General features: G+C 62.9%; 18 protein-coding genes and 1 tRNA gene. 1 reads left to right on the top strand and 18 read right to left on the bottom strand.

What is annotated here, in order from left to right:
- Nucleotides 1–366 precede the first annotated feature (366 nt).
- The 8 genes from F618_RS0103905 to F618_RS0103870 all read right to left on the bottom strand — a co-directional run bounded on the left by F618_RS0103905 (nt 367) and on the right by F618_RS0103870 (nt 12,103).
- Nucleotides 367–1,047: a hypothetical protein gene (locus F618_RS0103905; protein ID WP_019567800.1), complete on the bottom strand. Its 681-nt coding sequence runs from the start codon at nt 1,045–1,047 to the stop codon at nt 367–369.
- A gap of 577 nt (nt 1,048–1,624) precedes the next feature.
- Nucleotides 1,625–4,819 (bottom strand): type I restriction endonuclease subunit R, encoded by a 3,195-nt coding sequence (locus F618_RS0103900; RefSeq protein WP_019567799.1) that lies wholly within the window; start codon nt 4,817–4,819, stop codon nt 1,625–1,627.
- Between the two features lie 41 nt (nt 4,820–4,860).
- The gene (locus F618_RS0103895) at nt 4,861–5,955 is read right to left on the bottom strand and encodes a helix-turn-helix domain-containing protein (RefSeq protein WP_019567798.1); all 1,095 of its coding nucleotides are present in this window, start codon (nt 5,953–5,955) and stop codon (nt 4,861–4,863) included.
- Entirely contained in the window at nt 5,948–6,277 is a 330-nt protein-coding gene (locus F618_RS0103890; protein ID WP_019567797.1) for a type II toxin-antitoxin system RelE/ParE family toxin, read from the bottom strand. Before F618_RS0103890 ends, F618_RS0103895 begins: the two co-directional genes overlap by 8 nt.
- 149 nt (nt 6,278–6,426) lie before the next feature.
- The gene (locus tag F618_RS0103885; RefSeq protein WP_019567796.1) at nt 6,427–7,374 is read right to left on the bottom strand and encodes a GIY-YIG nuclease family protein; all 948 of its coding nucleotides are present in this window, start codon (nt 7,372–7,374) and stop codon (nt 6,427–6,429) included.
- Nucleotides 7,371–8,786, bottom strand: a complete 1,416-nt coding sequence (locus tag F618_RS14730) for a restriction endonuclease subunit S (protein ID WP_019567795.1) — start codon at nt 8,784–8,786, stop codon at nt 7,371–7,373. The genes F618_RS0103885 and F618_RS14730 overlap by 4 nt, the downstream gene beginning before the upstream one ends.
- Nucleotides 8,783–10,762: a class I SAM-dependent DNA methyltransferase gene (locus F618_RS0103875; protein ID WP_019567794.1), complete on the bottom strand. Its 1,980-nt coding sequence runs from the start codon at nt 10,760–10,762 to the stop codon at nt 8,783–8,785. Before F618_RS0103875 ends, F618_RS14730 begins: the two co-directional genes overlap by 4 nt.
- Nucleotides 10,763–11,002: 240 nt before the next feature.
- Nucleotides 11,003–12,103 (bottom strand): hypothetical protein, encoded by a 1,101-nt coding sequence (locus tag F618_RS0103870; protein WP_019567793.1) that lies wholly within the window; start codon nt 12,101–12,103, stop codon nt 11,003–11,005.
- Between the two features lie 24 nt (nt 12,104–12,127).
- Between F618_RS0103870 and F618_RS0103865 the strand changes: the two genes are divergently transcribed.
- Nucleotides 12,128–13,036, top strand: coding sequence for a competence protein CoiA family protein (locus tag F618_RS0103865; RefSeq protein WP_026331132.1), 909 nt, complete (start codon nt 12,128–12,130; stop codon nt 13,034–13,036).
- A gap of 300 nt (nt 13,037–13,336) precedes the next feature.
- Here F618_RS0103865 and F618_RS0103860 read toward each other — a convergent pair whose 3' ends face one another.
- From F618_RS0103860 to F618_RS14725, 10 genes are all read right to left on the bottom strand, one after another.
- On the bottom strand, nt 13,337–14,746 hold the full coding sequence (locus F618_RS0103860) for a magnesium transporter (RefSeq protein ID WP_018650178.1): 1,410 nt from the start codon (nt 14,744–14,746) through the stop codon (nt 13,337–13,339).
- Nucleotides 14,747–14,970: 224 nt separating this feature from the next.
- Nucleotides 14,971–16,047, bottom strand: a complete 1,077-nt coding sequence (gene rlmM, locus F618_RS0103855) for a 23S rRNA (cytidine(2498)-2'-O)-methyltransferase RlmM (protein ID WP_019567792.1) — start codon at nt 16,045–16,047, stop codon at nt 14,971–14,973.
- Between the two features lie 103 nt (nt 16,048–16,150).
- Complete coding sequence (soxB, locus tag F618_RS0103850; RefSeq protein WP_019567791.1) at nt 16,151–17,884, bottom strand: thiosulfohydrolase SoxB; 1,734 nt, start codon at nt 17,882–17,884, stop codon at nt 16,151–16,153.
- 456 nt (nt 17,885–18,340) lie between these two features.
- Nucleotides 18,341–19,345, bottom strand: coding sequence for a class I fructose-bisphosphate aldolase (locus F618_RS0103845; protein ID WP_018145769.1), 1,005 nt, complete (start codon nt 19,343–19,345; stop codon nt 18,341–18,343).
- Nucleotides 19,346–19,484: 139 nt separating this feature from the next.
- The gene (locus F618_RS0103840; RefSeq protein WP_019567790.1) at nt 19,485–20,672 is read right to left on the bottom strand and encodes an NAD(P)/FAD-dependent oxidoreductase; all 1,188 of its coding nucleotides are present in this window, start codon (nt 20,670–20,672) and stop codon (nt 19,485–19,487) included.
- Between the two features lie 49 nt (nt 20,673–20,721).
- A complete protein-coding gene (locus F618_RS0103835) occupies nt 20,722–21,270 on the bottom strand; it encodes an RDD family protein (protein WP_018145771.1) in 549 nt (182 codons plus the stop codon).
- Nucleotides 21,271–21,319: 49 nt separating this feature from the next.
- Nucleotides 21,320–22,882, bottom strand: a complete 1,563-nt coding sequence (locus F618_RS0103830; RefSeq protein ID WP_019567788.1) for a phospholipase D family protein — start codon at nt 22,880–22,882, stop codon at nt 21,320–21,322.
- A gap of 149 nt (nt 22,883–23,031) precedes the next feature.
- Nucleotides 23,032–23,108, bottom strand: a tRNA-Val gene (locus F618_RS0103825).
- Between the two features lie 217 nt (nt 23,109–23,325).
- Entirely contained in the window at nt 23,326–24,663 is a 1,338-nt protein-coding gene (locus tag F618_RS0103820) for an FAD-binding oxidoreductase (protein WP_019567787.1), read from the bottom strand.
- A partial coding sequence (locus F618_RS14725) for a cyclopropane-fatty-acyl-phospholipid synthase (RefSeq protein WP_019567786.1) occupies nt 24,660–25,537 on the bottom strand: 878 nt, incomplete at its 5' end. The genes F618_RS14725 and F618_RS0103820, both read right to left, overlap by 4 nt.

Genomic DNA, 25,537 nt, shown 5'->3' with positions numbered 1-25,537 from the left:
TCACGATACACAAGCGGTTGAGGTTCGTACTCACCACATTTGTTGTGGCCACGAAACGCTATTACCCGGTCCTTGCGCACCTGGATTCCATTGATAGCACGCACGTAGTCTTCCAAGGAGTTGACGACTGTAATATTTGATGATGTACCCATTTGGTTCCTTACTCATCTAACGGCCGCGTTCGGCCGCGGACCGGGCGCGCAGCGCCTGATCCGTCGGAGGAATGCCTGGCTAGAGCGCATGTCTCACGTCTTCTTCGGTGTGGGCGCTGGGGGCGGCCCAGAGGGCCTAACATTCTGGGTCGGAATTGGTTTCGTATTACCCTTTTGGACGCCACCCTTTATTCCTCCACGGGTAAGGCCCTCATTAATGGGCTTCTTTTTCATCTTCTGCCTCCAGTAGTTGCTGTGGAATTGCTTCAATAATAAACGATCCACGCTCTTTCGACAGATACAGCAGTGGAACGGAGTAATACTCGTCGGATGTCTCGTATGCGAAGACCGTTACTTCTGACAGTACAAGCTCTTGCATGTCATCTGCTTCGGAAAACGAGACGACGCGCCCCTGATACGTCAACTTGCTTGGAATATCGCGCACATAGACCCAATTAATATCTTGGGCGTTGAGAAAGAATGAAAATAGATTCTCATCACCGTACTTGCCAGATACGCGCAATCTTTGCGCAGCTTTATGGATAATTTTATGATTTACGGTGAACGCAGCCAAGACGGCGATGACAGGCGATAAAATAGTTGCCCAAAACACCTCAGAAGGATCAATGGAGACTGTCTGCGTTGTTACGATTGTCCAGACGTCCAGGGTTTTCGATACAAACGAAACCGTCGGCACGAACAAACCAGAAAACCAGTTCCAAATGTAGACAATCCCTTGCAACGCTACGTAGGATGATACTCCCAAAACAAACGAGTAGACGCTGTACTTGAACGAGCCCCATCGTGGCGAATGAACAGTGATCTTGTCGCAGATTACAGCGGCAATCAGGCCTGGGAATAGGATTACGACGACAGCGATCGCAAGTTCGTTCATTCGTTTTTCGCTCTAACGATTTAGCTAATCGGCGCGCGCACGCGCGTCCGATGGAGGACCGATAGGGTCGGAACGAACTTGAGCGACGTGTTATGCGTCAAACCTGTCCGCACCTGATGATTCAATAGACTCGCCGAACCTCGATATTTTCATTCATACAGTCGACTTCAAGATAGTGGGTACTGCCGTCCTGCCAAATCTTTGCTTTTGGACGATACTTGTATCTATACTTGTACTTGTGCCTCTTCTGCTGCCATTTACTACCATTCGTGAGCTCGAAGACACGATCACCGTTCCAGCCTTCAAACTCACCCTCTATTCTTGAATCGTACTTTAGTTGCACTTCTGATCACCTCTTCGCGCATATCGGTTTGTTAGACAGAATCGGGGGTATTGGAGCCATACGGATTCCATATAACTCCGATATACCCGCCAGGCGCTGCGAAGGGAGCACCTGCGCGCTTGGCGTGCATATCGTAGCTGGCAAGCTGGTCGGGGAGCGGTATCGACGGCTCAGCCCGTCGCTCCGACCGGGAACGCGACGGGAAGAGTCGCGCCGCATGAGTGAGAGCGATCATCATCGACCGATCCTCGTGGCGGTCTGTCCTTGATCGCCTGTGCCCGCGGTCAGCAGGCGCAGGATCAGCAGGGCGAAGTCACGTTGCCGTTCGGGATCGTCCAGGACCTGCATGGAGAGTTTTTCGTGGTCGGTCATGGCGTCGAGGACGGTGTCGGTGACGCGTTTGGGGAACAGGCCGTGCATCACTTGGTCGGGGCTGTGGTTCTCGACCTGGGCCATCACGGACTCGTCGCGGCGGATGCGGTCGGCGATGCCGTTGGCGAACTGGAGTTTGTCTTCGTCGCTCACTTCGGCGCCGAAGAGGTCGTTGAGCTGGTCGATGATCTCGGAGAGGCGTTTCTTCTCCGGGTCGTGGGGCTTGCCAGAGCCGACGTCGGAGAGGGGTTTGAGGCCGTCGTAGTCCTCACCCTCTTCGCCGAGGTTGAGTTGGTGTTCGGCGCGCTTGTTCAGGCGGTAGTGGGTCAACTCCAGCTCGGAGACGTCGATCCCGTCTTCTTCTAGATTTTCGGGGCGAAGGAGTGGGTGCAGTTCGTGGGCGTACACGTTGAGCTGTTCCAGCTCGCGGTCTTCGAAGTCGACGATCTGCGAGAGGAACTCGTAGCTGCGCACGAAGCTCTGGAGGTTCTTGCGGAACAGGTCCAGCTCGTCGCGGGTGGTGTGGGCGTCCTTCAGCTCCTGCTCGGCTCGGTGTAGGCCGGGCTTGTCGCCATTGCGCTCGGCTTGGGCGTAGGCGGCCTTCCAGGTCTGGATCTGTTCCAGCACGGCCTTGTAGCGGGTGGTGTAGCGTTCCTTTGCCGGCTGGCAGTAGTAGCTGAGCTGGCTTGCGTTGACCTTGGGATCGAAGAATGCGCGGGCGAAGTTCTCGACCTCGTCCCAGTGGTAGATGCCTGAGGCGTCCAGGCTATGCTGCAGGTCGTAGACCACGTTCGGGTCGGAGACGTCTGCGAGTTCGGCCTTGTTGTAGTAGGGGCGGAAGGCTTCGAGGATGTCTTCGGCATCGTTGAAGAAGTCGAGGACGAACGTGTCCTCCTTGCCCGGGAAGGTGCGGTTCAGACGGGAGAGCGTCTGCACGCACTCCACGCCCTGCAGCTTCTTGTCCACGTACATGGCGCAGAGCTTGGGTTGGTCGAACCCGGTCTGAAACTTGTTGGCGACGATCATCACGTTGTATTCAGCGGTCTTGAACGCGTCGGCCAGGTCGCGCCCCTTCAGGCCCGGGTTCAGCAGCGAGCTGTGCTCGGTCACCTCCTCGGGGATCACCTCGTCCGGCAGTACGGAACCGGAGAACGCCACCAGTGCGTGCACGTCGCCATAGCCCTTGTCCTGGATGTACTCGCGCATCGCCAGGGCGTAGCGCACCGCCTCCTGCCGGCTGCCGGTCACCACCATTGCCTTGGCTTGGCCATCCAGCAGGTGGCGCACGTTGGCGCGGAAGTGCTCGACGATCACCTCGACCTTCTGGCTGATGTTGTGGGGGTGCAGCCGCACCCAGCGGGCGATCTTGGTCGAGGCCTTGCGCGACTCCACCTCTTCGTCATCGCCATGCGGGTGCGCCAGCTTCCAGGCGGTCGAGTAGGTGGTGTAGTTCTTCAGCACGTCGAGGATGAAGCCTTCCTCGATCGCCTGGCGCATGGAGTACAGGTGGAACGGCTCGGGCTTGTTGTCGGCCGAAGCCGGCAGGTCCGGATCCGGCGGACGGCCGAACAGCTCCAGCGTCTTCGCCTTGGGCGTCGCGGTGAAGGCGTAGTAGCTGATGCGCTCGGTCGGCTTGCGCGAGGCGACGGCGGCATCCATCAGCTCTTCGGCGCTGATCTCTTCACCCTCCGGCTTGTCGGTGCCCAGGATGGCCTTCAGTTTGGTGGCGGAGGAGCCGGTCTGCGAGGAATGCGCCTCGTCGGCGATCACCGCGTAGCGCCCGGTGGCCAGCTCCGGGCGCTTGTCCAGCGCATCGAACAGTGCCGGGAAGGTCTGGATGGTCACTATTATGATGCGGGTCTGCTCGGCCAGCGCCTCGGCCAGTTGCTCCGACTTGCTCTGGCTGCCGACATCGCGGGTGATGGGCCGCACCACCCCATGCGCGTGTTCGAACTGGTAGATGGTGTCCTGGAGCTGGCTGTCCAGCACCGTGCGGTCGGTGACGACCACCACGGAGTTGAACAGCTTCTGGCCGCTCTCGTCGTACAGCGAGGCGAGCTGGTGTGCGATCCAGGCGATCGAGTTGGACTTGCCGGAGCCCGCGCTGTGCTGGATCAGGTAGCGCTGGCCGGCGCCTTCCTCCCGCGTGGCTGCGATCAACTGGTTCACCACGTCCCACTGGTGGAAGCGCGGGAAGATCAGGGTCTCCTTCTTGCTGCGCTTGCCGTGGAAGTCCTCGACCGTCTTCTGCTCCAGATGCAGGAAGCGCCCGAGCACCTTTAACCAGGCATCGGGCTGGAACACCTGCTGCCACAGGTAGCCGGTGGCATAGCTGTCCGGGTCCGGGGGCGCGGGGTTGCCGGCCCCGCCGTCCTCGGTGCCCTGGTTGAAGGGCAGGAAGAAGGTGTCCTTGCCGGCCAGGCGGGTCGCCATCGCTACCTCGTGCTGGCTGACCGCAAAATGCACCAGCGCCCCACGCTTGGGGGTGAGCAGCGGCTCGGGCTTGCGGGTGACCGGGTCCTTCAGCGGGCGGTCGCGCCGGTACTGGCGCTTGGCGTTCTCCACCGACTGCTTGAACTCGCTCTTCAGCTCCAGCGTGGCGGTGGGGATACCGTTAACGAACAGCACCAGATCCAGCCGTGGGTTGTACTCCCCGCTGCGGGCATGCGGCGAGTACGAGACCTCCGGCACCACGCGCAGGCGGTTGGCGCCGTAGCGGGCCTGGGACTCGGGGTTCATGCCGTGGTCGGGCTTGAAGCTGCACAGATCCAGCTTCACGCCGGGCGTCTTGATGCCGTGGCGCAGCACGTCCAGCGTGCCGCCGCGCTCCAGCTCGCGGGTAACCGCGCGCACCAGGGCCCGTTGCGGGTCCTGCGGGTTCTTCGCGGCGAACTTCTCCCAGCGTTCCGGCCAGGCCTCCTGCAGATAGCCGACCAGGTCCTCGGTATACAACGCGTTCGCCGCGTCATAACCGCCGGCCGGACCGGTCAGCCAGCCATCGGCGGTCATCGCGTCGATGATGTCCTGCTGGAACTGTGCTTCCCTGCTGTCCGCCATGCTGCTCCCTGTGGCCTTCGTTCGCCCCTGCGCCTAACCGTTCAGCCGGTCTTGCGCTCCCGTGTATATCGGACCTTTAGATCGTTCATCGCACCCCAGTGCAGGAGGCCCTCCTTTTGCAAACGCCCGACCACGATACCCGGTGCCACACCGACTTGCTGAGCGAACCGCAACACGGCATCTCGCGACAAGGCGGAACCGGTTAGCTCCTGCCAGGTTTCCGGCGGGATCAGGTGATTTTCGGCGAAGGCATTGGCTTCCTGTTCTTCCTTGCCATCGAGTTCGCCTTCCGCGTCCACGAAAGCCACGCGCTTGCCGTGGAGCAAAAGATGGGCCGCCTCATGGAAAAACGAAAACCACAGGTGATCATTCGATTTGTGCCGCAGACTCAAGGCAATGAGTGCCTTGTCCGGAGCCAGCCAGCGCGTTGCACCACTGACCGGACACCCTTTTGGCGCTTCCACGAAAACGACCGCTACGCCGACTCGGCGGCATTGCTCCACCAGCGGGGGAATGAATGCTGCCGGACTTGATTGACTGGTCAGTGCCCGTAAGCGCTCCAAAGCTTGTTCAAACCCCTTTCGGTCGAAGGGCCCGCAGTCGATCTTGGACGCCAACCGTTCTGCCTCCCGGAACCACGCCCCCACGGCCGCACCCTTCCGCTCGAAGGTTGGTGAGGCCCGGAAAGCCGCGGCACCCTCCGAGTACCGCCCACGCCAGGCGTCCACCGAGGCCACGCCAAAAAAGCCAAGGCACTCGGCGACTTGCTGGCCCTTGTGCGAAAAGCGCCGTATCCACCCGAGGCGCATCATCTCCGTCAGGGGCAGTTCTTTCAGCCAGGATGCCTGCGTTGCCAGCGTCTCGAGTTCCTCCTTCCGTGTCAGGGCCTCGCGATACTGTGCCTCGCGTTCCAGCCAGAAGCGGGCGGTACCACCCAGTACGCGCTCCAGCCGCAGCGCGGTCTCTTCCGAAAGCGGCACCTTCCCCTTAATAAGCTGATTGACATGCTTGGGGCTGTAATCCAGCCGCTGGGCTAGCTCCCGCTGTGTCCAGCCCTGCTCCTCGCGCAGATCGGCAATGGTCTCTCCAGGCGGAGACACCCAGTCCGGCGTTCTGGCTTGCGCAAATTCAGTCATGGTAATCACCGATCCATACAACAAGGACGCGATCCACCGCACCCCACGCGATCCCGCCATCCGGCTTTCGCGGCCAGGGTTGCTCCGCGGGCTCGAAGCACAACCGCACTCCACCACTCAGGGATACGCAGAACCAGCCCTCGCGATCCCCCTTCAACGGATGCGGATGTCCGGCCACCAGCTCGGTGGGATTGTCCGCAGCAAACAAGTCCGCCAGACGCGCGCGCAGCTTGCGGGCAGAGGCGCTCCCCAGTTCCTTCTGGGCCCTGCGTTGCTGCAGGCATAGGGCCTCCAGTGGTGCGTCCTTGTAATCGACTTCCATGCCGGGACCTATGTACAAGAATATACACGTTTACCTATCCGGTAAACTATTTAGCCGAAAGAAAGCCCTCGCGCCAGGCCCGGTTGCAGGAACGGGGCCGATGCCGAGGGGCCTGTCCGCATCCCGGTCCGCCCAGTGGCCCGTCATCATCAGTCTTCATCGATGACAGCCCCTGCTCGGCTCACCAACTGGTCCTGCCACTCGGCGTAGGACTGGCCGTTGTCCTCCCGCTTCCACTCGGTACGCCCGTTGGCCGATCTCCCAACCACCATGGCCGCCGCGGCACTGGGGCTGGAGAATGCATAGTCGCGGGAGAAGCGCAGCAGGTCGTTCTCACCCTCGACCAGCACGCCCTCCTCGCGCAGTTGCTGATGCAGGCGCTGGTAGTTGTGACCCGAGGCGGCCCACTCCCGACGTGCCTGCGAACCCTCCAGTACAAAGAATTCGCCCTCCGCCTCCTGCCCGTAGGCGGTGATGCCGTATTTCGGGAAGCTCAGGCGGAACCGTGGCGAGGCCGGAGTTTCATCACTGGCAGCCGTGGCGCCCTCCGCCACATCCCGTGAAGGCGGACGGCTGGCATCGCGCAGGAACTCGAAACCGAGCACCGGCAGCACGGTGCGGATCTGTTCCAGGAAGAAGGCCATGTCGGCCTGGTCGGCCTCGGGCAGGCCGATGTAGTCGTGGCGAGTGCCGTTGATCAGGGTGCAGCGGCCCACGCGCTGGGCCTGTTGGATCAGCAGGCTCTCCAGGACCTTCACGTGGGCCTTGGTCAGGTTCTGGTCCTTGCTGGTGATCAGGCAGACCTTCTCCCAGAAGTCCTTGCCGCCCTGCTCCTCGGTGCGGTTGTGCTGCTTGAGCCGCTTGCCGACATCATCCGACTCGCCGATGTAGACCTGCGGGCGCACGCTGTTCTCCGCATCCGGCCCCACCAGAAAGTACACACCGGTGCGCCCGCACTCCGGGCGCTGCACCAGCTCGCTCAGCTTGCCGCGCGGTCCGGTGAGCACATGCCCGGTCCAGTTCATGATCTCCGCCGTCAACAGCCCGTGCGGCGTGCCGTCGACCAGGAACAAGCGGATGCTGCGACCCTGGGTCATGCCGCACCACCTTGCGTCGAATACCCGGCCGACTCCTCGGCGACCATCGCCAGCTCCGGCTCTTCCGACTCGGCCCCAACCGACCAGCCCCGCACGTCGATCTTTCCGGTGACGGCCGCGGAGATCAGCGCTGATTTGCGTTCGGACAAAAGGGACATTGCCTGCTCGGCCTCATCGATGAGCCTATCGAGCCTGGTTGCTTCTCGCTCGATGAACTGAACGATCCGAAATTGCTCATCAAATGGCGGCCAGGCAATCAACAAATTGGACGCCGTTCCAATATTGAAATGTTGCTGTATCGCACCGCCAGACCCTTCAGAAAACTGCCGGATCGCGCTATCGGAACCTAGATACCAACTCAAGAACCACTCACTTCCTCTGTCCGGCTTTCTGATTATAATCAGATCGATACAGTTACATCCGTCAAGATCTTCTGGGACCACACCGGTTGTTCCTGGCTGCCCAGACCGAACCGCTACAAGGTCACCAGAGTAAATCTTAGACTTCGAGTGCAGGTCATTTGATTCAAGGGAGATAAACACAAGGTTATCTCGGGACACCCCTCCGGGTTTTACATTCACCGATCGAAGCGCAGGAACACCTTCATCCACATAGTATTTGGACGGCTCCACCACGATACCAACGGTAATTTCCGGGCTTACGTATTTTAGCCGATGAACTTCCCAATGCGCCGGGACCTCGCCCAGCCACTCGACGCCGGAGTCCTTCATGGCCACGTTAGGTTCGAGGCCCTTGGTGACGGCGTGGGAGATCACCGCCTGCCGTTTCTCCTTCAGCAGCTCGATCAGCCGCCGCTGCTCCTCGATCAGCGCATCGATCTTTCCAGTCTCGTGGTCGAGGAAGGCGGAAATCTCGGCCTGCTCCTCCCTAGATGGCCATGCAATTGAGAAATCGCGCAGGAAATCGTCCGGAACACGCTTCTGCCCGCCGGCTCCGTACATGTGTGATTCACCCAACCACCGGAACGGCTCCGACGTGACGATCCGGAAAAGATAAGCGCTCGTGGTAACCGGGCCTCGTGGACGAAGAACAGTTAGTTCCGTCGTGCCAAGTCCCACTCCATTGGTCAGACCACGCATCATTGCCGCTTTCCCGTTTTCGAAGCAGGGCGTGATCTTCGCCACAGCCACGTCACCTTCACGGACGTACGTGTAGCCATCAATCACATGGTGAAGCGCACGGGTCTGACCCCGGACAAGGGAGCCATCGTCACCCACGGCCTCCATCGGGATGAAACTCACCCGGGTCTCTTCCGGCAATGATCGGATCTCGGATTTTGATGGGTTCAGCTCCGCCACATATCGCAGTCGTTTCACTTTCCAATGCGCCGGCACCTCGCCCAGCCACTCGATACCGGAGTCCTTGTACTCGGGGTACCTCGGGAAGCTCACGCCGACAGCTCCTCGATCATCTGCTTGATGCGGGTGGTGACGGCCTTGAGGTCCGCGTCGATCTCCTCCAGCGCGCGCGGGGGCTGGAACACGTAGAAGTGGCGGTTGAAGGGGATCTCGAAGCCAACGATGCCGATGTCGCCGTCCTGCTCGTCGCGCTTGGATTCGTCGATCCAGGCGTCGGGCACGTGCGGTTTCACCTCGCGTTCGAAGTAATCGAACACGTCTTCGCCCAGCGGGACGTTCTCGGTGTCGCGCAGGTCGCTGTCGGACTCCAGGTTGCCCTTGTTGTCGGTGCAGATGTCCGCTTCGGGGTCGCGCTCGCTCAGTGCGTTCCAGATGGACTTGAGGGCCGGCGCGCCCAGCTTGATGCCGAGGTCTTTCAGCTCGGCCTTCAGGTCTTTCAGGAAGGCCTCGCGGTTGGTGTAGACGCGCTCGGCGTCCAGCCGCTCGCAGGCGGCCTGCACGCCGAGGCGGGTGGTCTCGTCGAGCTTCTGGATCGGCTTCTCGGCCAGCATGCGTTCGATGCGCGCGGGGCTGGCTTGAAAGTTCAGGCGCAGCGGGCGCTCGACGGTGATGCGGCGGTAGCCAAAGGCCTCATTGAGGAAGAACTTGCTCTTGTCGCTCTCCTCCAGGCTGCCGTAGGTGCGCACGATGGCGTCGATGTTGGCGTCGTCGATGTACTGGCGCTTGGAGCCCAGCGACTTGCGCATCTTGGCGTAGCGGTCGGTGGCGTCGATGAGCTGCACCCGGCCACGGCGCTCGGCCGGCTTGTTGTTGTTCAGCACCCAGATGTAGGTGGCGATGCCGGTGTTGTAGAACATGTCGGTGGGCAGGCCGATGATGGCCTCCACCATGTCGTGCTGCAGCAGGTAGCGCCGGATCTCGGACTCGCCGCTGCCGGCGGCGCCGGTGAACAGCGGCGAGCCGTTGAGGATGATGCCGATGCGCGAGCCGCCCTTGCGCGGGTCGCGCATCTTGCTGACCAGGTGCAGCAGGAACAGCAGCGATCCGTCGGACACGCGCGGCAGGCCGGGGCCGAAACGGCCGTTGAAGCCCTTGTGGTTGTGCTCGTCGGTGACCTGCTTCTGGACCTTCTTCCACTCCACGCCGAACGGCGGATTGGCGAGCATGAAGTCGGCCTGTAGATCGTCGAGCTGGTCGTCGGAGAGCGTGTTACCGAGCTTGATGTTCTCGACGTTCTGGCCCTTCACCAGCATATCCGCCTTGCAGATGGCGTAGGACTCGGGGTTCAGTTCCTGCCCGTGGAGGGACACGGTCACGTCCTGGCTGATCTGCTGGACGTATTCATCGCTCTCGGACAGGAAGCCACCGGTGCCGCAGGTCGGGTCGTATACGGTGACGATGCCGTGCGGCTTGAGCTTGTGCTCCTGCCCGGTAAGCACGAGCGAGGTGGTCAGGTGCACGATGTCGCGCGGGGTGAAGTGCTCCCCCGCCGTCTCGTTGGAGCTCTCCGCGAACTTGCGGATCAGCTCCTCGAAGATCAGGCCCATGCCGAAGTTGGAGATGCGCGCCGGGCGCAGGTCGATGGCAGCGAAGCGCTGCACCACCTGGTACAGCAGGTTGTTGGCCGCGAGCTGCTCGACGAAGTCCTCGAAGTGGAAGTGATCGAAGATCTCGCGGGCATGCGAGCTGAAGGACTCGATGTAGCTCATCAGGTCCTCGGCCGTCTGCGTGTCCGACAGACTGCCCAGCGATAGCGGCGAGGTGTTGAAGAACGGCTGCTCCGCCTTGCGCAGCAGAAGCTGCTCGCGAACCGTTTCCGACTTGTTCTCGTGCTCCTTCGCGGCGGCCAGGACGCCGTCCTTGGTCGGCTCCAGCACGCACTCCAGCCGCCGCAGCAGCGTGAACGGCAGGATCACCCGCCCGTACTGCGACTGCTTAAAGTCCCCCCGCAGCAGATCCGCCACCGACCAGATCCACGCCGCCGTCTCCGAATGATTCTCCGTGTTCAACTACAGCTCTCCCTCAATGAACTCGATATGCGGGTTACCCCGAGCCACAATCCCCACGCGATTGTTGCAGCAATGAGCGCTCAGCGCGATCAGCGTCCGACGTGGCCAACGGCAATACCTCCTTGTGGACGCTCATGGCGTAGGCAGCCGCCGTCCATCGCGGACTTACCTGAACAGCACATTCCTACGTGACTGGACCGCGAAAACAGGCCTGTCGCAAGGAGAGGATCCAGCGCGCAATCAGAGCTGGATATGTCTTCGCAGGGGCAAGCCCGTCCGCGTCACGTGGTCGAACGAGAAAACATGCTCAGCAGGTGAAGCCGCACAGCGCCCGACTAATCGCCCATAGAACTCGCGACCACCGGCGGCGACATGTACCGGTGCGGAGCAGATCGGGCAATCGGCCGAATAATGGGCGAGATAGAGACGATTCACTCCATGGGCAAAGTCCGTGCGCAGTTCCAGCACACGGTCATCCCAGCCGCTGGTGGCGCGCTGCATCCAGAAGGGAGCCAGGGCGATCCGGTTTCGAGAGAGTTTTTCCAGCGGCCCTACGACCCACCAAGCCAGTCCTGCCGCCAGCGCCGCCACCATTGCCACGGCAACGACGTGGCCGGTAGTGGACGCCTGTGCGATCGACACCAGCGACACCCAGGCTCCAACAGCACCCAGTGAGACAACGAGAAAGATGAGGAATCCTGTCAGAACCGCTCGCCAACCCGTGATCGGCCAGCCTCGAACCAAAGCGGCTCTAGCCCCCCGTCCGAGTTGAAGATCTTCAGTGTAGTAACGCACCCCGTACGGTGAAACGGTGTCAGGCGGAGAGTCCGAGGGCCCCTCGGACTCGGAAATCGGATCCAGCTTGATGAAGTACTTGGCTGGCTTGTTTCTCCCGCCCTCGCTCTTCTGTTTTTCGGGTCGGGGACAGGACGGCCAACCCGCATCCTTGAATCGCTCTTGCACTCCTTGCGACTTCCTGGACCAAAGGTCTTCCACATCCTTCCATGTGTTCGTGACTGCCTTTCTTGCGGATTCCTCGTCGTCGATACGGCCATCGGATCCGACGCCCCACATCGAGGCGCTTACGCCCTCGCGAACCGCGCATTGAGCCAAGGCCTTATTTGTAAACCAGGGCTCTTCCGAGTCCTCGGACTTTGCGGTCATTTCACATAGGCAGCGCAGGAGCCTGACGGGGTTTGGTTTCGACTCCGAAGCCAGCCATTCCTCCGAGATTTCCAGCAGCTTGCGCGCCGCCGCGCGCTCGTGAAAACCGGTTTTTCCGGTTTCTACTCCCTGTTTTGGCGCGGCAATCGAAGCCAACTTTGCCTCTGAGTGTTCCATCAACAGGTCCTTCTGGAGGTCACCATGGAGAAGTCCACGCTACTGCAGTCCTTTGCCCGCAACAACGCGGGCCAGATCGTTTCCATCCACGACGTTACCAAGGGCAAGGCCTGCGACTGTTGCTGCCCCGAGTGCGGCGAGGTCGTCATCGCGCGGCAGGGTCAGGTACGGCAATGGCACTTCGCCCACAGCAGCGGTGCGGACTGCGGGGGCACCGGAGAGAGCGCACTGCATCAAGCGGCCAAGCAGATCCTCCTGCAAGAAAGATGGATCACCCTGCCCCCACTTGCGCGAGAACTAACGAGCTTGGAATGTGAACCGAGCGACTCTGGCGGCGCATGGATGCCGCCCGACGGGATTGCCAACCTCCATGACCCGAAGCCCGAAGTGGCCCTTGCCTCCGGGCTGATCCGCGCGGACGTTGTCGCTGAGTACGCCGGCCAACCGATTCTGATCGAGATCGCCGTCAGCCATTTCGCAGACCAGGGGAAAAGACAACGCCTGGCCAATCTTGGACATCCCGCCATGGAAATCCACTTGGCGGGCAACCCGAACCTTGAATGGAGCTGGGAGCTGCTGCGCCAGCAAGTTCTGGAGGACCCTCTTAACCGGCTGTGGCTTTACCATCCCATCCTTGAACAAATCCGAGAGAATGCCCGCAAGCCGGCTGTTCCGGCGGAGACCTCAGAACGCAAGACGAAACCCGAGCAAGAAAAATGGCGTTGGGATGGTGTGCCCATCGTAATCCGCACTTACCCTTGGGGTATCACGCTGTGGTCGGCCTTCGACAAAGATCTCAACGCACGGCTTAAGGAAACCGCCCGGAACCTTGGTGGTCGCTGGAAACCCCGATACACAAATTGGTCGTTTCCGTCCGGCGTGAAGACACTACTCGAAGAAACCCTGCGCGAGGGGGGCGCTCAGCGCGAATAGGCGCCACATTCGCGCTGTACGGTCAACCCGACGGCCGATGCGGCTCTACCGACAGTTGGTGCGCGGTCCAGGGCGAATCGCGGCTTTCGGTCAACCTAACGCAGGGTACGACCGTTGATCCCACGAACCATATCTGGGAGCACCGCTGGCGCCGCCCACTCGCGCAAGCTCACGATTACGGTCCAGGGCGAGTAGAACCCGCCTCAACCCCGCTCCACGTGCACCGTAATCCCGGACCTCATCAACGCGTACCCGGATCGGCGAATGCCGCGAGGCCCGGGAAGGCTTGAAACACGAAGCTCAGACCAGAATCAGCAGCGTCGCCAGCCCCAGGAATGACAGGAACCCGACCACGTCGGTGACGGTCGTCAGGATGACCGCTCCGGAAAGAGCGGGGTCCATGCCGAGGCGTTTCAAGGTCAGCGGTATGGTGATCCCGGCCACGTTGGCCACCGTCATGTTGATGATGATCGCCAGCGTGATGATGAGGCTGATCGCCAGGTCCTGGAACCACAAATGGGCCACTAGGCCGACAACCAATGCCCAGATAATCCCGTTGGCCAGGCCGACCCACAGCTCCTTGTTCAAGAGCCACCAGCGATTCGTACCGGCGATTTGACCCATGGCCAGGCCACGGATGACCACGGTCAGGGTCTGGCTCCCGGCAATACCCCCCATGCTGGCCACCACGGGCATGAGTACCGCCAGGGCGACGACCTGCGAGAGCACGGCCTCGAACTGGCCAATGACGTAGGCGGCCAGAAAGGCCGTTGCCAGATTGATGCCGAGCCAGATACCCCGACTGCGAATACTGAACCGGATCGGTGCGAACAGCTCGCCTTCTTCCTTGACCCCGGCCATCCCGAGCAGGGTCGCGTCCGCATCCTCGCGCACGATCTCCATGATGTGGCTCATGTTCAGCTGACCTACGAGGACGCCTTCGGCGTCTACCACGGGCGCAAACGGCAGTTCCCGGGCACGCAGGATGGTTGCCGCCTTGCGGATATCCATGGTGTCGAGCAGGCACGTCGGCATGTACATGAAATCGGCAACCGTCCTTTTTTGATGGTTGCGCACGAGGTCGACCAGACGTAGCGAGCCAACGAGGCGGGCATCCTTGTCCGTGACCAGCAATTCCTGCGACTCGCTGTCCAGCGAGTGACTAATGCGGACAAACCGTTGAACGGCCTCGAGTGTTACATCCGGTTTCACATTGGTGGTTTCGGGATCCATGTAACGCCCGACCGCATCGTCATCGTAGCCATGAAGCGTCGTGACATGGTGTCGCACTCCCGCGGCCAGCGTTTCGATCACGGATTCTCGGATCGGATCGTCGATCGTGTCCAGGAGCTCCGCCACCGTTTCCGGTGGAAGATCCTGCGCCAGGGCCGTGACCTCCTCGACCGGCATGTCCGCCATCAAATGCTCGCGGGCATCCACGCCGACTTCGGCCAATACCTCCCCGCGCTGGTCTTGAGGTATGCAGGACCAGATGCGTTCCCGCTCACGGAATGGAAACGATTCCAGCAACAAGGCGATGGCCTGTTCATCCAGGCCTTGCAGGAAATCGCAGACAGCGGCTTGGGAGTCGGATTCGGCGAGCTGCGCCTGCAGGCCAAGCAACAACTCTTCGATCGTGGCGGAACCGTCACTGGCCGGAACCGAAGTCTCCCGTTGCGGATCAGGGGCGTCTTCGGTGGCGGGAGTCATTAGCAGGCCTCTTCAGTCCAGGTGCAGGGGTCCGACCGCAACCCTCTCCTGCGGTCCTGGAATATGGTACATGGCCACCGCCCGGCCCGACGGGTGACCGCCAGGGTCGGACCACGGTAACCACCTGACTCCAAATCTTTTATGCCCACAAAAACCGCCCAATGGGACGCTTATTCGTGCAATTTCGGACGCAAAACGGTCGCGTCAGGGCGAGTACATCCAATTCAGCCCCGCTCTACATGCACGGTGATCTCCTCGCGGTCGTGATAGAGCTGGCGCGCCCGCATCCGGTGGGTGATTCGGGCATCCAGCAGGCGTTCCTCGATGTGGTCGAGGCAGTCGTATACGGTCTGCCAGCGCTGTTTCATCGGCAGCTTGAGATTGAAGATGGCCTCGCGGCACCAGCCGGCCTCCAGCCAGTCCGCCATGCGTGCGGCCACCCGCGAGGGCTTGTCCACGATGTCGCAGACCAGCCAGGTGACTGATTTCGGTGGCACCCAGGAGAAGGCGTCCTCGCGGTGGTGCTCCACCTGGGTGGTTGCCATCAACGGGGCATCCATCGGGCCATTATCTACTGCGTGCACGTACATACCGCGTCGCACCAGCTGCCAGGTCCAGCCGCCCGGAGCCGCGCCCAGGTCCACGGCCTGCATCCCCTGCGCCAGGCGGGTGTCCCAGGCCCCCCGCGGGATGAAGGTGTGCCAGGCCTCCTCCAACTTCAGGGTCGACCGGCTGGGCGCCTCGCGCGGCGAGCGCAGATGCAAGATCCCGCCCGGCCATTCGCTGCGTTCACCGGGCCGGCTAAGGCCCAGTTGCACGCAGTCGCCGGAGTGCCAGAACACATGCAGGCGCAGCCCGCCTGCCTGCGCCCGCAGCACCCCGCGTTTGCGCAGGACGGAGGCCAGCGGGCGTTCCACGGCCTTGATCAACCGGCGCAGGCCCTTGCCCTCGTTGGTATCGGGCATCTCGTGCCAGATGGAATCCACCGGGCATCCGGCTGCAAACGCCTGTTCGATGATGGGCGTCAGCCGATCCGCGCGATCCAGGCCCTCGAGTGCGGGCAACGCCGGAAAGACCTGCCGCGCAAAGATCAATTCCTCGAAGGGCAAGGCGCGCGCCAGCCCCTCCACCGTGCAGCCGGCCGGCTCGAAATGGACGTACCCGCTGCCTGGCTGCACCCGCGCAAAGCCACCCAGCCCCGCGCGCGCTGCGCGGTCGGTCAGCTCGGCCGTCAGGTCCGCCTCGAAGCCCGCGCGACAATACAGCAGCAGGCCGGAAAAGCCTGATCCGCTCGTTCCCATCCCAGAACCCCTCTCCCACACAAAAAAGCCGCCGCACACCCCAATGGTGCACGGCGGCTGCGAGACTACCCGGCCCGCTTGCACAGGCCAAGCCAAACGCCGATCAGCGATCCAGGCCAGGATCACCCGCCACGTTCTTCAGCTTCGGCAGGTAGGGCTTGCCGGGGCTGATGGTGTCGCGATCGCGCAGATACCCGGCGACCACATCCCATACCGGATCGGTATCCAGCGGCTCGTGGACATTGGCCCAGCCGGCCACCACGTAGTTCTTGTCCGGGTCCAGCGGCTCACCGTTGATGTGCATGTCGCTGATACGGCTACCCATCGATTCGTGCGGATCGATGGTGTATTCGATGCCGGAGGTCCGCACCATGTCCCCGCCGCGGTGATGGTAGGGGTTGGCATTGAAGATCGAGTTGGCCACGTCCTCCAGGGCATTCTTCAGCTGCGCACCGGTCATCTCGTTGCGCTGCGTCTCCGAGTAGGTGGTCGCGGTCTGCGTCATCAACTCCTCGAAGGTGATGGGCGAACCCGGCAGGACGCTAATGCCCCAGCGGAAGCCGGGCGACAGGGCCACCTCGGCATCCATTTCCTTGATCATCGCATCCATGATGACCTCGTCGAAGGTGCCGTTGAAATTGCCGCGGCGGTAGAGAACACCGTCGGTTACGGCCAGTTCTTCATTCAGTTTGTCCTCATAGGGCTCGCGCACGGTGCGGATGTGCTCCTCCATCTCGGCGTCCGGCTCGATCAGGTTGGAGAACACCGGCAGCAGGGTGAACTTGTAGTCGCGGATGCCGCTATCGGTCACATCCAGATCCATCACACCAAGGAACTTGCCATTGGAGCCGGCATTGGTGACCAGCGTGGTCTCGCCGCCGGCATTCTCGATCTCCATCGCGCCCGGCACCGCGTCATGCGTGTGCCCGCCCATGATGATGTCCACATCGCGCAGGCGACGAGCCATCTCCATGTCGGTGACCATGCCGTTGTGCGACAGGATCGCCACCACCTTGGCGCCCTTCTCGCGGCACTCGTCGATCATGCGCTGCATGTTCTCGTCGCGGATACCGAAGCTCCAGTCCGGGAACATGTAGTCAGGGTTGGCCACGGATGTATAGGGAAACGCCTGGCCGATCACGGCGACCGGCACGCCATTCATCTCGCGGATGGTATAGGGCTCGAAGACCGGGTCGCCCCAGTCGCGATCCTCGATGTTCTGCGCCAGGAACTCGATGTTATTGGGTTTGAAGTCGTTCTCGATGATCTCCATCACCCGGTCGTCGCCGAAGGTGAACTCCCAGTGGCCGACCATGATGTCCACGCCCAGCAGTTTCTGCGCATCGACCATGTCCTGCCCGTTCGTCCACAGCGAGGTGGCGGAGCCCTGCCAGGTATCCCCACCATCCAGCAACAGGGAATTCGGGCGATCCGCGCGCAGCTTCTGGACCAGCGTGGACAGATGGGAGAACCCACCCAGACGACCGTACTTCTCGGCCGCATACTTGAAGTCCATATGGGTGACAGCATGCGCCAGCGGCGTGCCCGGCTGGATATCGAAATATTCCAGCATTTCCTTGCCGGCCAGCACTGGCGGCTTGCCCTGCATATCGCCCACGCCGATGTTCACGTCCGGCTCGCGGAAGTGCACCGGCTTCAGCTGCGCGTGGCAGTCGGTGTAGTGCAGCAGCGACACGTTGCCGAATTTCGGCAGGTCGTACATGTTTGCATCGGCCGGCTTCCAGGACCCCTTCTCGCCTGCCCAGGCATTCATCGAGAAGCCGGCGGCACTGGCCGCGACCATGGCTTCGAGAAACTCTCTGCGCGTAAGACTCATATGGATCTCCTTGGTGGCTTGGTTTTATCCGGGACGCCAATCGCACCCCTTACCAAGCTCACGACGCACGGCCACCGCGAATGTTCCCCGGACCGGACGGGGGAATGCGCACAACAACAGCGTATTTTGGCGCTGTTTGATGGAGATCGGGAGGAAAACACGCCATTTCCTGAGTGTTGGCGAATTTCCATCTTTTTGCCACGCCCGTCACATTTCGCACCGGTGCAGACACAAAAAAGCCTGCTATCCGGAGATAGCAGGCCAAGACGCGACATACACCGTCGGAAGCAATCGGCCCGCAGCGCACGCTGGGGGATCGTGCATCCCTTGCTGGGCCGAGGATCGGATCCGACGATCTCAGGCTAGCCAGCCTTCCGACGGTCTTTCTTGATCCAGATCAATATATACGGCGATCCGTTTGCCGCGCTTGCGCACCGCGGTTGGCAGGCGGCGACCTCAGGCCCCGTACTTTCCCTGGGCCGCCAGCCCGTTGTCCCGGGCGCGCTCGAACACCGTCTGCTGGGCCTTCTCGAAATTGGCGGCGGGATCCTTGCCCCAAAGCTCCATCGCGGCCTGCTGCATGCCACGGCCATAGGAGAAGGACAGCGGCCACGGTGTCCCACCGATCTGGTTCATGGCGTCCAGGTGATTGGTGGCATCGGCGTCGCTCTGCCCGCCCGAGAGGAACACCACCCCCGGCAGGATCGCCGGCACGGCGGATTCCAGGCAGCGCAGGGTCGCATGGGCGACGTCCTCGACACTGGCCTGCTCGGGGCAGTCCTTGCCCGGCAGCACCATGCTGGCCTTGAGGATGGTGCCCTCGAGCAGCACGTGATGCTCGTACAGCGCCCGGAACACGGCCCGCTGGGTCGCCTCGGTCACGCCGTAACAGGTCTCGATGTCATGGTCGCCATCCATCAGGACCTCCGGCTCCACGATCGGCACGATCCCGTGCTCCTGGCACAGTGCGGCATACCGTGCCAGGGCATGCGCATTCGACTCGATGCAGGTATCCGTGGGCATGGTCTCGCCAATGGTGATGACCGCGCGCCATTTGGCAAACCGGGCCCCCATCCGCGCGTACTCCTCGAGCCGCTCGCGCAGCCCGTCCAGGCCCTCGGTCACCTTCTCCCCGGGGAAGCCGGCCAGATCCTTCGCGCCGGTATCGACCTTGATGCCGGGCAGGATGCCGGCCTCGTTCATCACGTCCACGAACGGCTTGCCGTCACGGGTGGACTGGCGAAGCGTCTCGTCATACAGGATCGCGCCCGAGATGTACTCCTTCAGCTTCGGCGTCGTCAGCAACAGCTCGCGGTACGTGCGACGGTTCTCCTCGGTATTCTCGACACCGACCGCGCCCAGGCGCTTGGCAATCGTCCCGGTGGATTCATCAATGGCGATGATGCCCTTGCCGGGGGCCACCATCGCTTCGGCCGTCTCTACCAACTGATCGATCTTCATGCCTGCTCCTTGGGTTTCTGCGTGGGACTGCCTTCGAAGAGTAGTCACCCTCCGCGGGTTCTTCCAACCCGACAGGGAAAACCCCACCACAGTTTCCGGAACAGCACGAAAGGCCGTGTGCACGGCGCACGAAAACCGCTCAGGCGTACTCGCCCGCGGCGTGTCCGGAGGCCCAAGCCCACTGGAAGTTGTGGCCACCCAGGTGCCCGGTTACATCCACCACCTCGCCAATGAAGTAAAGGCCCGGGATCGTCCGGCACTCCATCGTCTTGGATGACAGCGCAGCGGTATCCACCCCGCCCAGGGTGACCTCCGCCGTACGATAACCCTCGGTCCCTGCGGGCCACACCGTCCATGGCTGACAAGCGGCCACTACCTGCTCGATATCCGCGTTGCTCAAGTGCTCCAGCGCCCGGTTCTCCACCCACAGCTCGCACCAGCGCTGCGCAACCCGGCGCGTCAGCTGCTCGCCCAGCACACTCTTGAGCTCCAGCTTCGGTCGCTGTTCGCGCAGTTCGCGCAAATGCGCCGCCAGATCAATGCCCGGGAACAGGTCGATCGCCACCGCCTGCCCCTCCTCCCAGTAGGACGACGCCTGCAACACCGCCGGCCCGCTCAATCCCCGATGCGTGAACAGCAGATTTTCGCGAAACCCCATGCCCCCGGCCGTCGTCACCGTATCCAGCGCCACCCCCGACAGCCCCTCCAGCTCCTCCAGGGGCCGCCCGCTCAGGGTGAACGGCACCAGGGCCGGACGGGTTGGCTGCACCGGCAGCCCCAGCGAGCGCGCGAGGTCCAGCCCGAATCCGGTGGCCCCCATGCGCGGGATGGAATAGCCGCCCGTGGCAATCACCAGCGACTCGCAGGCAATGGCCTCCGCACCGGCCTGCAGGCGGTGCGGCGTGCCCGTTTCTACATCCGTCACCGGCGTGTCGGTGCGCACCGCGACACCGGCCGCCGCGCACTCGTCCAGCAGCATCCGCACGATGTCCTTCGACGAATGGTCGCAGAACAGCTGGCCCAGCTTCTTCTCGTGGTAGGGAATGCCGTGCTTGTCCACCAGGGCGACGAAGTCCCACTGGCTGTAGCGGCTGAGCGCGGACTTCACGAAATGCGGGTTCGCGGAGATGAAATTCTCCGGCTCGCAGTACATGTTGGTGAAGTTGCAGCGGCCGCCGCCCGACATCAGGATCTTCTTCCCGACCCGGTTGGCGTGGTCCAGCACCAGCACCCGGCGCCCGCGGTCGCCCGCCGTCAGGGCACACATCAGCCCGGCCGCTCCGCCCCCGATCACGACCACATCGAAATGCTTCGCCGCCTCACTCATGGCGCGCGCTGCGGCTCGAACCGGCAGTCGGGCGTCGTCCCTAGCACAATCAGCGCACCCACTCCTTGCGCACCACCAGGGTCTGCGCGATCAGGTCATGCAAGGCCTGCCGACGCTTGGTAAAGGCCACCATGATGTAGCCGATCATCAGGATCAGCCCGGACAGGATGGTCGCGAAATGCCGCCCGGTCGCACGCAGGAACGAGATCCGCTCGCCCTGGAAGTCCACCACCCGCAGCCCGAACACCATCTTGCCCAACGTCGCCTGGTACTGGGAGCTGTGCATGCCGGCCCAATACAGCCAGGCCACCACAACATTCACCAGAAACCAGGCCGCCTCCCCCGGCGGCACGGGATCATCCGGCCCGCGCGCAGCCAGGGTCTCCGGACTGATCAGCGCCTGCGCCACGATCTGCGGCACACCGATAATCACCGCATCCAGCAGATAGGCCCCCACGCGCACCCAGAAGCCACCGTAGGCTGCGCGCGCCTCGGGCGGGCCGTCGTCACTACCGACTCCGGCCGCCAGTGGCGCACCACACTGAATACAAAACCGCGCCTCTGGCGGGTTCTGCTTGCCACACTGTCCACAATCCATGATGTCTCGCTCTCCCTTTATGTTGTGCGCTCTCGCCGGGACGGTCCGCCTACAATAACGGCTCGACGGGAAGGATCCGGGTCATCCCGGACACAAACCGACGCCACAGACCGGCCTTGGGCTCCTGGCGGTAGGCATTTCCGGAACCGTCCCGCCATACCAGACCACCGGATGCATCCCGCTCCACCCGGTAGGCCACCTGCGGCCGAATCCCCCGTTGATGCAGCGCGGCCAGCTGCTCCACCAAAACCGGCTCGGACAGGAACACACCGGACTCGCTGTTCGTATGCGCCGAGCGCGGGTCCAGGTTGAACGAGCCGACAAAGGCCTCCTCGCGGTCGAAAACCAGCAGCTTGGAATGCAGGCTGGCCTGCGAGGCGTCGATGCCGCGATCGCGCTCCAGGCGCGCCCAGCGCGGCGGCCCGGTCGGACGCAGCTCGAACAGCTCGACGCGTGCATCCAGCAACGCATGTCGCCGTCGCGCATAGCCGGCATGGGTAAAGGCCACATCGTTGGCCGCCAGCGAGTTCGTCAGCACCTGTACACGCACCCCCGACTCGCTCATCCGCGACAGCTGGGCCGTCCCGTCGCGCCCCGGCACAAAGTACGGCGAGACGATCAGCAGTTCCTTCTCCACCCCCAGCAGCCGCTCACCCAGGGCGTCCGCAACGCGCGAGCCATCGCCTCGTGCACGCGCCTTGGCCTCGTCATCGACCACGAACTCGGCTTGCGTCGTCCACACATATGCCGCCGGGTCGGCAATCGGCTGCGGCACCGGTTGCCCATTCAGGGGTTCCATCTGCATCAGGGGATGGGTGTGATTCTGCGCCAGCCAGGCTCGCAAGGACCCCTGCTGCATTGCCAGGCGCTCCGGCGAACCGTCCTTTCGCGCAACGCGCTCGACTCCGATCGCGCCCGGACTGTTCCAGAATTCCACGAACGACCGGTCGATCTCGCGCACCAGCGGCCCCACCACCACCAGATCCAGATCCGCAAAATTGTAATCGGGGCTCGCCTCGAAGTACTCGTCCCCGACATTGCGCCCGCCCGTAATCGCCAGGCGCCCGTCCACCACCCAGGCCTTGTTGTGCATCCGGTGGTTCAGGTCGCTACCACGAAAAAAGAACTCGGCACTGGCCCGCAGCAGGCCCTCGCGCGTACGGAAGGGATTGAAGATCCGAACCTCAACGTTCGGATGCTGCGCAATCGCGGCCAGCGTCGCGTCCCGCCCACGCGCGTCGACGTCATCCAGGAGCAACGAGACCCGAACGCCACGATCGGCCGCCCCGAGCAATTCGCCCATCAACACCCGTCCGGCAGCATCGTCGCGCCAGATATAGGCCTGCACCTGGATTCGTTCGCGCGCCATGCGCACGCTCATCACCCGCCAGCGGAAGGCTTCGGCCCCCTCGTCCAGCAGCCGGAATCCCGTCTTGCCGTGATCGCGGGCCGGCGCAAATCCTTCCAGCCACTCCGCCAGCGGTCCTTCTGAGGCGGGGGGCTCCAGCGCTTGCCATCCGCGTTCCGGCGCCGGCTGCAACGGCGCACAACCGGCCGCGAGTGCCAGAAACAGCACTGCCAGAAGCCAGGAAAACCGATACGAATCAAGCATGAACAAGCAATCGCCCGACGCGATGCCCCCTTATATCGAATGGCACGCCCGGTGCCAGCCTGACGCCGCGTACGCGCCCTGTCGATACCGACCGCCCAGGCATAAAAAAAGCGAGCCGGGCGGACCCTGACTCGCTTTTTTCAACAAATTGGTAGGCGCGATTGGACTCGAACCAACGACCCCTACCATGTCAAGGTAGTGCTCTAACCAGCTGAGCTACGCGCCTGTCGTCTTCGAGCCGCGTATTCTACCGACTCCCCGCCCCCTGTCAAAGCATCCGTTAACTCATTTTGCGTGCCGCGTTAACGGGGTCGGCCCGCGGCACCCTGGACGCGCAACGCTGCGTTGACCGTCGATCGCGCTCTTGCCGGTCGCCGCGGTTTCCCGGCGCGCGACGCACCAGGGTGTGGACGAGCGGTTCCGGCCTCGAGACCCAACCGGCCTCAGCCCCGTTGCACCGCCTTTTCATAGAGTCCCGGAAAGCGTCCTTCGGGATCGCATTCGCGCTTGAGGGCCTCGTAGGCCGGGCGGTCGTAGTTCTGCCAGAAGGTCGCTTCGTCGTAGGTGCTGCGCGAGTACAGGCTCTTCTTGCCGCCGTGCTTCGCGACCAGTGCCTCGACCCTCGCGTTGTAATAGCCGTCGGGCTCGCTGGAGCGGACCATGTCCCAGAAGCCGAAGTTGATGTACGCGGTATCGGTACGCAGCTGGAACAACGAGAACCCGGCCTCGGGCACGACAAATGGGCAGATCCACACCGGACGGATCCCGATTTCGGCCTCGAAATCGGCCAGAAACGCCGCGGCGCTGGCGATCGGGATGTCGACGTCCTGGATCACCGCCTCGCTGCGCGGGCGAACCGCGTGGAGCAGGCTCAGCGGCCAGCGGCGGCTGGCGCGCATGATCTTCTGGTAGGTCACGCTCGACAGGCGTTTGCGCCCGAGAAGCAGCCGCACCGGCTTGAGGTGGGCGCCGACATTCCTGCTGCACCAGAACCAGTCGGTGTCCCAGCGCCAGAGGTAGTCGTGGATGCTCAGATAATCCTCGCGCCGTTCGCGCAGGCTCTCCCAGTACTGGCGCATCCAGGTGTAGTCGCTGGCCTCGGTGCCCGCCGGCAGCGATTCCACGCAATGCGCGCGGGTCAGCACGTAATCGCCGGGTGCGAAGTACACGCCATCGAGAAACGCACAGGTCGGGTGCGCGCATTCCTCGGCGATCGCGGCGAACAGTTCTTCGGGGTCGCGGAAGCGGGTGTGCTCGAGCCGCACATAAGGCCCCACCCGAATCAGCCGCAGCCGGACCCGGGTGGCGTAACCGAGGCTGCCGTAGGAGTTCGGAAAGCCGTAGAACAGTTCCGGGCGCTGCTCGCGCGAACAGGTCAACACGCGGCCGTCGGCGACCATGACGTCGAGCTCGTCCACCGTGTCGTGCACCAGGCCGTAGCGGAACGCGCCCGACTCGATGCCGATCCCGGTGGTCGCGCCGCCGACCGTGATGCTCCTGAGTTCCGGCACGATGGCCGGTGCCAGGCCGTGCGGCAGGGTTGCGTCGACCACGTCGGCATAGGTCGTCATGCCCTCCACCTCGGCAACGCCGGCCTCGGCGTCGATCTCGATCACGTGGTTGAGCGAAGCCACGTCGATCTCGGTCCGGCGGGCCTCCTGGCGCGGCCTGAACAGGTTGCTGGTGGACTTTCTCAGGCGCACCGGTCCGTCCGACCCGGCCAGCGCCGCGGCCATCGCCTCCACACGATTGCGGTGGGCGGCCCAGGCGGCGCTGCTCATCGGACCGGCTCGTAACGCGGCAGATCCCCGTGGCTGAGCACGAGCTGCCAGAGATTCAGCTGGCGCGCCCGGAAGGCGCCGGCACAGCTCAGCAGGTAATAGCGCCACATCCGGTAGAAGCGTTCATCCAGGCCTTCGCTTTGTTTCAGCTCCGGCCAGGCGGCGACGAAATTGTCGTCCCAGGCCATCAGGGTGCGGTCATAGTCCGGGCCGAAGTTGTGCCAGTCCTCGAGCACGAACAGCCCCTCCTTGGCCCGGGTGAGCTGCGCCTCGGATGGGATCACGCCACCGGGGAAGATGTATTTCGCGATCCAGGGGTCGGTGCCGCCACGGCTAATGTTGCCGCCGATGGTGTGGACCAGCGCCAGGCCGCCGGGCTTCAGGCGGGCCCGGGCCAGATCGAAGAAGGCGCGAAAGTTCTTCGGCCCGACGTGCTCCATCAGACCGACACTCAGGACACGGTCGTATTGCCGGGATTCATTGGCCGCCTCGCGGTAGTCCTGCTGCCGAACGTCGACCGGCAGGCCCTCGCAAAGCCCTCTCGCGTACTCCACCTGCTGACTGCTGATGTTGTAGCTGTCCACCTCGCATCCGTGCTCCGCGGCCAGAAACCGGGCCAGCTCGCCGAACCCGCCGCCCAGTTCGAGCACGCGCATACCCGGCTCCAGGTGCAGCTTGCGCGCGATCAGGTCCAGCTTCGCGCGCTGGGCTTCGTCCAGGGTCGCGTCGGCCCCGTCGGGGCCGTAATAGGCGCAGGTGTATTGCATGGTCGGCCCGAGCATGGCCTCGTAGAGCCGGTTCGAGAGGTCGTAGTGCTGCTCCGCGACCCGCCGCGAGCGCCGGCGACTCTGCTCGTTGGCGAGCCAGCTCAGCA

Origin of the sequence: Thioalkalivibrio sp. ALMg13-2 (assembly GCF_000381185.1) — a bacterium.
GTDB classification, from domain to species: domain Bacteria; phylum Pseudomonadota; class Gammaproteobacteria; order Ectothiorhodospirales; family Ectothiorhodospiraceae; genus Thioalkalivibrio; species Thioalkalivibrio versutus.
This window is presented reverse-complemented; position numbering and strand designations above follow the sequence as displayed.

Bases quoted from the DNA above. Each gene is read 5' to 3' on its own strand.
- soxB (WP_019567791.1), bottom strand. From the start codon at position 17,884: ATGAGTCTTACGCGCAGAGAGTTTCTCGAAGCCATGGTCGCGGCCAGT.
- F618_RS0103890 (WP_019567797.1), bottom strand. From the start codon at position 6,277: ATGGAAGTCGATTACAAGGACGCACCACTGGAGGCCCTATGCCTGCAG.
- F618_RS0103900 (WP_019567799.1), bottom strand. From the start codon at position 4,819: ATGGCGGACAGCAGGGAAGCACAGTTCCAGCAGGACATCATCGACGCG.
- rlmM (WP_019567792.1), bottom strand. From the start codon at position 16,047: ATGGGAACGAGCGGATCAGGCTTTTCCGGCCTGCTGCTGTATTGTCGC.
- F618_RS0103870 (WP_019567793.1), bottom strand. From the start codon at position 12,103: ATGGAACACTCAGAGGCAAAGTTGGCTTCGATTGCCGCGCCAAAACAG.
- F618_RS0103865 (WP_026331132.1), top strand. From the start codon at position 12,128: ATGGAGAAGTCCACGCTACTGCAGTCCTTTGCCCGCAACAACGCGGGC.
- F618_RS0103830 (WP_019567788.1), bottom strand. From the start codon at position 22,882: ATGCTTGATTCGTATCGGTTTTCCTGGCTTCTGGCAGTGCTGTTTCTG.
- F618_RS0103820 (WP_019567787.1), bottom strand. From the start codon at position 24,663: ATGAGCAGCGCCGCCTGGGCCGCCCACCGCAATCGTGTGGAGGCGATG.
- F618_RS0103885 (WP_019567796.1), bottom strand. From the start codon at position 7,374: ATGACCCAGGGTCGCAGCATCCGCTTGTTCCTGGTCGACGGCACGCCG.
- F618_RS0103845 (WP_018145769.1), bottom strand. From the start codon at position 19,345: ATGAAGATCGATCAGTTGGTAGAGACGGCCGAAGCGATGGTGGCCCCC.
- F618_RS0103835 (WP_018145771.1), bottom strand. From the start codon at position 21,270: ATGGATTGTGGACAGTGTGGCAAGCAGAACCCGCCAGAGGCGCGGTTT.
- F618_RS0103860 (WP_018650178.1), bottom strand. From the start codon at position 14,746: ATGACTCCCGCCACCGAAGACGCCCCTGATCCGCAACGGGAGACTTCG.
- F618_RS0103895 (WP_019567798.1), bottom strand. From the start codon at position 5,955: ATGACTGAATTTGCGCAAGCCAGAACGCCGGACTGGGTGTCTCCGCCT.
- F618_RS0103905 (WP_019567800.1), bottom strand. From the start codon at position 1,047: ATGAACGAACTTGCGATCGCTGTCGTCGTAATCCTATTCCCAGGCCTG.
- F618_RS0103840 (WP_019567790.1), bottom strand. From the start codon at position 20,672: ATGAGTGAGGCGGCGAAGCATTTCGATGTGGTCGTGATCGGGGGCGGA.